The 6,567-nt window shown below is 66.7% G+C and carries 8 protein-coding genes; all 8 read left to right on the forward strand.

The window, feature by feature from the left end; genetic code table 11:
• Window positions 1-502 (forward strand): SDR family oxidoreductase (locus tag AC1DOC_RS13930; protein ID WP_478129949.1); only part of this gene is annotated, 502 nt, incomplete at its 5' end.
• 98 nt (window positions 503-600) lie between these two features.
• Complete coding sequence (acpP, locus tag AC1DOC_RS13935; RefSeq protein WP_007830471.1) at window positions 601-840, forward strand: acyl carrier protein; 240 nt, start codon at window positions 601-603, stop codon at window positions 838-840.
• Between the two features lie 96 nt (window positions 841-936).
• On the forward strand, window positions 937-2,181 hold the full coding sequence (gene fabF / locus AC1DOC_RS13940; RefSeq protein WP_012746538.1) for a beta-ketoacyl-ACP synthase II: 1,245 nt from the start codon (window positions 937-939) through the stop codon (window positions 2,179-2,181).
• A gap of 13 nt (window positions 2,182-2,194) precedes the next feature.
• Window positions 2,195-2,677, forward strand: a complete 483-nt coding sequence (locus AC1DOC_RS13945; RefSeq protein ID WP_012746539.1) for a hypothetical protein — start codon at window positions 2,195-2,197, stop codon at window positions 2,675-2,677.
• 9 nt (window positions 2,678-2,686) lie between these two features.
• Window positions 2,687-3,361 carry an RNA polymerase sigma factor RpoE gene (gene rpoE / locus AC1DOC_RS13950; RefSeq protein ID WP_012746540.1) on the forward strand — a complete coding sequence of 225 codons (675 nt, stop codon included), beginning with the start codon at window positions 2,687-2,689 and terminating at the stop codon, window positions 3,359-3,361.
• Window positions 3,362-3,378: 17 nt separating this feature from the next.
• Complete coding sequence (locus AC1DOC_RS13955; protein ID WP_062362774.1) at window positions 3,379-4,047, forward strand: sigma-E factor negative regulatory protein; 669 nt, start codon at window positions 3,379-3,381, stop codon at window positions 4,045-4,047.
• A 20-nt stretch (window positions 4,048-4,067) separates the two neighbouring features.
• Complete coding sequence (locus tag AC1DOC_RS13960; protein WP_012746542.1) at window positions 4,068-5,138, forward strand: MucB/RseB C-terminal domain-containing protein; 1,071 nt, start codon at window positions 4,068-4,070, stop codon at window positions 5,136-5,138.
• A gap of 99 nt (window positions 5,139-5,237) precedes the next feature.
• A partial coding sequence (locus AC1DOC_RS13965; protein ID WP_478129950.1) for a Do family serine endopeptidase occupies window positions 5,238-6,567 on the forward strand: 1,330 nt, incomplete at its 3' end.

Here is a 6,567-nt window from a genome sequence, read left to right on the forward strand (position 1 = left end):
AAGGACGACGACTGGGACGCGGTGCTCGACACCAATCTCAAGGCCGTCTTCCGCCTCTCGCGCGAAGGACGACGACTGGGACGCGGTGCTCGACACCAATCTCAAGGCCGTCTTCCGCCTCTCGCGCGCGGTGATCCGCCCGATGATGAAGCAGCGCTACGGCCGCATCATCAGCATCACGAGCGTGGTGGGGGCGTCCGGCAATGCCGGCCAGGCCAACTACGCGGCAGCCAAGGCCGGCGTGGCGGGCATGACCCGCGCACTGGCGCGCGAGCTGGGCAGCCGCAGCATCACGGTCAACTGCGTGGCGCCGGGCTTCATCGAAACCGACATGACGGCCAGCCTGCCCGAGGCACAGCAGCAGGCGCTGCTGCAGCAGATCCCGCTGGGCCACCTGGGCAAGCCGGCCGACATCGCGCATGCCGTGGCCTATCTCGCGTCTCCCCAGGCGTCCTACGTGACGGGGCAGGAACTGCACGTCAACGGCGGCATGCACATGTAGCCGCAAGGCGCAATCTTTTCCCGTACCGGGCGCACGGCAAATGCCACAATGCGCCCGGCTAAAATCCACTGTTACCTACAACCCTCAGAGGGAACCAAATGAGCGATATCGAAGCACGTGTCAAGAAAATCATCGCCGAGCAGCTCGGCGTGGAAGAGTCCCAAGTAACCAACGAGAAGGCCTTCGTGGCCGACCTCGGTGCAGACTCGCTCGACACGGTCGAACTGGTGATGGCACTCGAAGACGAATTCGGCATCGAAATTCCCGACGAAGACGCCGAGAAGATCACCACGGTGCAAAACGCCGTCGACTACGCCACCAAGAATCAAAAGGCCTGATCGGCCAGCTGACACTGCAACGACGGCCGGCGGCTCTTTTTTCAACCGCCCGCGCCGCTCGGCAGCTGTTCAGCGCTTCCAGAAAGGTTTGCCGGCATGACCAAACGCCGCGTCGTCGTGACCGGACTCGGTTGCATCGCTCCTGTCGGAAACACCGCAGCCGAATCCTGGGCCAATCTGCTGGCCGGGAAGTCGGGCATTGCGAACATCACCGCGTTCGATGCAAGCGCCTTCGCCTGCAAGTTCGCCGGTGAGGTCAAGGGTTTCGACATCACCCAATACATCTCGGAGAAGGAAGCGCGCCACATGGACCGCTTCATTCATCTGGGGCTTGCCGCCGCCATCCAGGCGGTGCAGGACAGCGGATTGCCGACCGGCGAAGCGCTGTCCTATGAGGAAGCCGTACGCATCGGCTGCAACATCGGCTCGGGCATCGGCGGCCTGCCGATGATCGAAGAGACGCACGGCGAATACGCGAGTCGCGGCCCACGCCGCATCTCGCCGTTCTTCGTGCCGGCTTCCATCATCAACATGATCTCGGGCCACGTCTCGATCAAGTACGGCTTCAAGGGCCCGAACATCGCCGTCGTGACCGCGTGCACCACGGGCCTGCACGCCATCGGCACGTCGGCGCGCATGATCGAATACGGCGACGCCGACGTCATGATCGCGGGCGGCGCCGAGTCGACCATTTCTCCGCTCGGCATCGGCGGCTTCACCGCGCCCCGCGCGCTGAGCACCCGCAACGACGATCCCGCCACGGCCTCGCGTCCGTGGGACAAGGACCGCGACGGCTTCGTGCTGGGCGAGGGCTCCGGCGTGCTGGTGCTCGAAGAGTACGAACACGCCAAGGCGCGCGGCGCCAAGATCTATGCGGAAGTCTCGGGCTTTGGCATGACCGGCGACGCGTACCACATGACCGCGCCCGACGTCGACGGCCCGCGCCGTTCGATGGCCATGGCGTTGGCCAATGCGGGCGTCAACCCCGACGAGGTCCAGTACCTGAATGCGCACGGCACCTCCACGCAGATCGGCGACGTCAACGAGACCAATGCGGTCAAGCTGGCTTTCGGCGATCACGCGAAGAAGCTCGTCGTCAACTCGACCAAGTCGATGACCGGCCACCTGCTGGGCGGCGCCGGCGGCATCGAATCGGTGTTCACGGTGCTCGCGCTGCATCACCAGAAGAGCCCGCCGACCATCAACATCTTCAACCAGGACCCGGAGTGCGACCTCGACTATTGCGCCAATCAGGCGCGCGATCTGAAGATCGATGTCGCGGTCAAGAACAACTTCGGCTTCGGCGGCACCAACGGCACGCTGGTGTTCAAGCGCGTTTGAATCTTGCTCTTCCATGTACAGCGCACCCTCGGTGACCTATCCGGTGGGGCGCTCGCGCGGTGCGACCCGGATCCTGATTGCCACCTGGGCCCTGGGCGCCTGCTGCGCAGGTCTCTCGTGCTTTTTGATCGATAGCGTTGGCTGGCGCCAGCTGCTGCTGGTCCTGAGCGTACTGTTTTCCGGCGTTGCGGCCGGACTCGGGCTGCGAAGCGACGGTGCCGCGGTGCTGCACTTCGACGGCCTGTGCTGGAGCCTGACGGGCGCCGATCATGGCCGGGCCGTTCATGCGGCGCGCGCCGCCGTGGCGCTCGACCTGCAATCGCTGCTGCTGGTCCGCCTGACCCAGCCGGGCCGCGCCGGGCGATGGATATGGATCGAACAGCGCGCCATGCCCGAGCGCTGGCGCGATGTACGCCGTGCGGTATATTCGCGCGCCCCGTCCGCCTCGCCTGCGGGCGAGCCATGGCGAGCAACCGCGCCTGCCGATGCGCCCTGAATCTCCCCGATGACAACTTCTCCCCCGCCAGTGCCACCGGACTCCGGCTTGCCCGATGGGTCCGCCGAGGCGCCGCGCCCGGGCGAGGTCGACCTTCAACTGGTCCAGCGCACGGTCGCGGGCGACCAGAAGGCCTTCGAACTGCTGGTCATCAAGTACCAGCGCCGGATCGAGCGCCTGATCGGGCGCATGGTGCGCGACGTCGACCTGGTCGAGGACATCGCCCAGGAAACCTTCATCCGGGCCTACCGCGCGCTGCACCAGTTCCGCGGCGACGCCCAGTTCTACACCTGGCTCTACCGGATTGCGGTCAACACCGCCAAGAAGGCGCTGGTCGACATGAAGCGCGACCCGACCATCTCCGAAAGCGCCCTGCGGCCGTCTTCTGACGAGGACGATGAAACTTACCGCCCCGGAAACGAACCAATCAGCGACGAAACCCCCGAATCAGTCCTGGCAGCAAACGAGATCGCCCAGGTCGTCGAGGCGGCCATGGAAGCATTGCCGCCCGAATTGCGCCAGGCGGTCACCCTGCGGGAGATCGAGGGCATGAGTTACGAAGAGATCGCCGAGGTCATGGATTGCCCTATCGGCACGGTGCGCTCGCGTATTTTCCGGGCGCGTGAGGCCATTTCGGCCAGGGTCAAACCGCTGCTGGACAACCAGTCCGGCAAGCGTTGGTAGGTAAGCAGGTGAATGAAATGAATCAGACGATGACGGTTCGTGAACAGGTGTCCGCATTGGCGGACGGTCATTTGCATGGCGAGGAGTTCGCGCGGGCCATCGACGCCGTCTGCGCGGAAGAAGACGCGCGCGGTGCCTGGCGCGCCTATCACCTGGTGGGCGACATCCTGCGCTCGGGTGCCCATTCGCCCTGCAGCGACAGCAACGCATTCCTGGCCCGCTTCCAGCAGCGCCTGGCCGCGGAGCCCGCCATTGCGGCGCCGGCACGGGTGCCGGCCGCTGAACCCGCGGTGCTGACGGCGCGCCGCAGGGCCGAGGCAGCCAATGAGCCGGTGTTCCGCTGGAAGCTGGTGGCCGGCGCGGCGTCGCTGGTGGCGGTTGCCGCGATCAGCTGGACCCTGGTCGGGAACGGCATCGGCGTGCCTTCGCCGGGTGCCCAGATCGCAGCAGCGCAGCCGCAGCCGGCCGCCAATTCCGTGCTGGCCGCCGCGGCCGCCAACAGCCAGCTTCCGCCCACCGCCGCGCTCACGCCAACCCGCGTGATGGTCGGCAACGGCAGCCCGCAGGTCATGCTGCGCGATCCGCGGCTCGACCAGTTGCTCGAAGCGCACCAGCAAGCCGGCGGCGCATCGCAAATGCCTTCGGGCTTCCTGCGCAACGCGACCTTCGAAGGCCCTGCGCGCTGATCCGCGCCCGTCTCTCTCCAATGACCGTTCAGATGCCGATCTCCGCACGCGCGTTCGCGCTGGTGTTCGCTGCTTTTTGTTTTGCGCAGATCGCGGCCGCGCAGACCCGGCCCGGACTGGCGAACGCCAAGGGGACGGCCTCGGCCCAGGCGGGCGATGCGCCGCCCCCGATGAGCGTCGTCGAATGGCTGCAGCGCATGCACACCGGGGCGCGGCAGCGCAATTACATCGGCACCTTCGTGGTGTCGGCCGCGGGCGGCGACCTGTCGAGCGCGCGCATCTGGCATGTGCGCGACGGCGACCTGCAGATCGAGCGCATCGAGGCGCTGTCGGGGCCGCCGCGCTCCACGTTCAGGCGCAACCACCATGTGATGACCTTCCTGCCCGAGGCGAAGGTCGTGAAGGTCGAGAAGCGCGAGAACCTCGACCTGTTCCCCAATCTGCCCGACAAGCCCGATTCGTCGATCGGCGATTTCTACGACGTTCGCGCCGTCGGCAAGGACCGCGTGGCGGGCTTCGATGCCGACGTGGTGCAGCTGGTGCCGCACGACGGACTGCGCTTCGGCTACCGCATCTGGAGCGAACGCCGCTCCGGCCTCGTGGTGAAGCTGCAGACCGTGGACGCCGAATCCCGCGTGGTGGAGCAATCGGCGTTTTCCGAATTGCAGCTCGACGCACCGATCAAGGCGCAGGCGCTCGCGCAGATGATGAGCAACACCAGCGGCTACCGCGTCGAAAAGCTGGAGCTCGAACGCACCAGCGCGCAGGACGAAGGCTGGGTGCTCAAGGCCCCGGTGGCCGGCTTCAAGCCGCGCAGCTTCTACCGGCGTCCGGCCGGCAGCGACAGCAAGGCGGGGCAGGACCGCACTGTCCAGTGGACCTTCTCCGATGGCCTGGCCTCGGTGTCGCTTTTCATCGAGCGTTACGATGAAAAGCGTGCGCCGCGCGATGGCGTGCTGACGATCGGGGCCACCAACGCGATTCGCCGGCGATTGCCCGAGCCGGCGAGCGACTGGTGGCTGACCGCGGTGGGCGAGGTGCCGCAGCAGACGCTCAATGCGTTCGCTCAAAGCCTGGCGCGCACGCGCTGACCCGCTGCGCTTGCGCTGCGGATGGCGCTGAACCAAGTCGATATCACCGACTCATAGCTCTTCTTCTTTTGGCCGCTCTGTTCTTTTGAAAGAAAACCGATGATGTTCAAAGTCGAGGGACACAAGCTTCGTTCCTATCTCTTCGCATTCGGCATGGCCTGCTCGGCTGCCGTGGCGTTCGTGCCGGCCGCGCCGGCCATGGCGCAGACACCGCAGGCGCGCGGACTGCCCGATTTCGCCGATCTGGTGGAGCAGGTGGGGCCGGCCGTGGTCGGTATCCGCACGGTCGAGAAAGTGACCTCGGGCGGCGGCAGCGGCGAAATGGACGAGGAGATGCAGGAGTTCTTCCGCCGCTTCTTCGGGCAGCCGCTGCCGGGCAACCCGCGTCCGGGCCCGCGCCCGAACCGGCCGCAGCAGCCGCAGGAGGAAGAGCGTCCGCGCGGCGTGGGCTCGGGCTTCATCCTGTCGGCCGACGGCTACGTCATGACCAATGCCCACGTGATCGAGGATGCCTCCGAAATCCTCGTCACGCTGACCGACAAGCGCGAATTCAAGGCCAAGCTGATCGGTGCCGACAAGCGCAGCGACGTTGCCGTGGTCAAGATCGAGGCGACCAGCCTGCCGGTGGTGAAGATCGGCGACATCTCGAAGCTGCGCGTCGGCGAATGGGTCATGGCCATCGGTTCGCCCTTCGGCCTGGAGAACACCGTGACCGCCGGCATCGTGAGCGCGAAGCAGCGCGACACCGGCGACCTGGTGCCCCTGATCCAGACCGACGTGGCCATCAACCCCGGCAACTCGGGCGGCCCGCTGATCAACCTGCGCGGCGAAGTGGTGGGCATCAACAGCCAGATCTATTCGCGCTCGGGCGGCTACATGGGCATCTCGTTCTCGATCCCGATCGACGAGGCGATCCGCGTCAGCGACCAGCTGCGCGCCACCGGCCGCGTTTCGCGCGGGCTGATCGGCGTGACCATCGGCTCGGTCTCCAAGGATGTGGCCGAATCCATTGGCCTGGGCAAGGCGCGCGGTGCGCTCGTGAGCAGCGTGGTGCCGGGTTCGGCGGCCGACAAGGCCGGCGTGCGCGAGGGCGACATCATCACCAAGTACGGCGACAAGCTCATCGAAACCCCCAGCGACCTGTCGCGCTCGGTGGCCAGCACCAAGCCCGGCGCCAGGAACACGCTGACGGTGTTCCGCAACGGCAGCACGCGCGAGCTCTCGGTCACCGTGGCCGAGGGCGATCCGGAAGCCAAGCCGTCCAGCAAGCGCCAGCCCGAGCGCGAGGAGCCGCAGGCCAAGCCGTCGGCGGCCGGCAAGGCGCTCGGCCTCGTGGTGAGCGATCTGACCGACGCGCAGAAGAAGGAGCTCAAGATGCGCGGCGGCGTGCGCATCGAGGCGGCAAGCGATGGGGCTGCGCGGGCCGGGC

The sequence above is a fragment of the Variovorax sp. 01T439_2 genome (genome assembly GCF_056398445.1).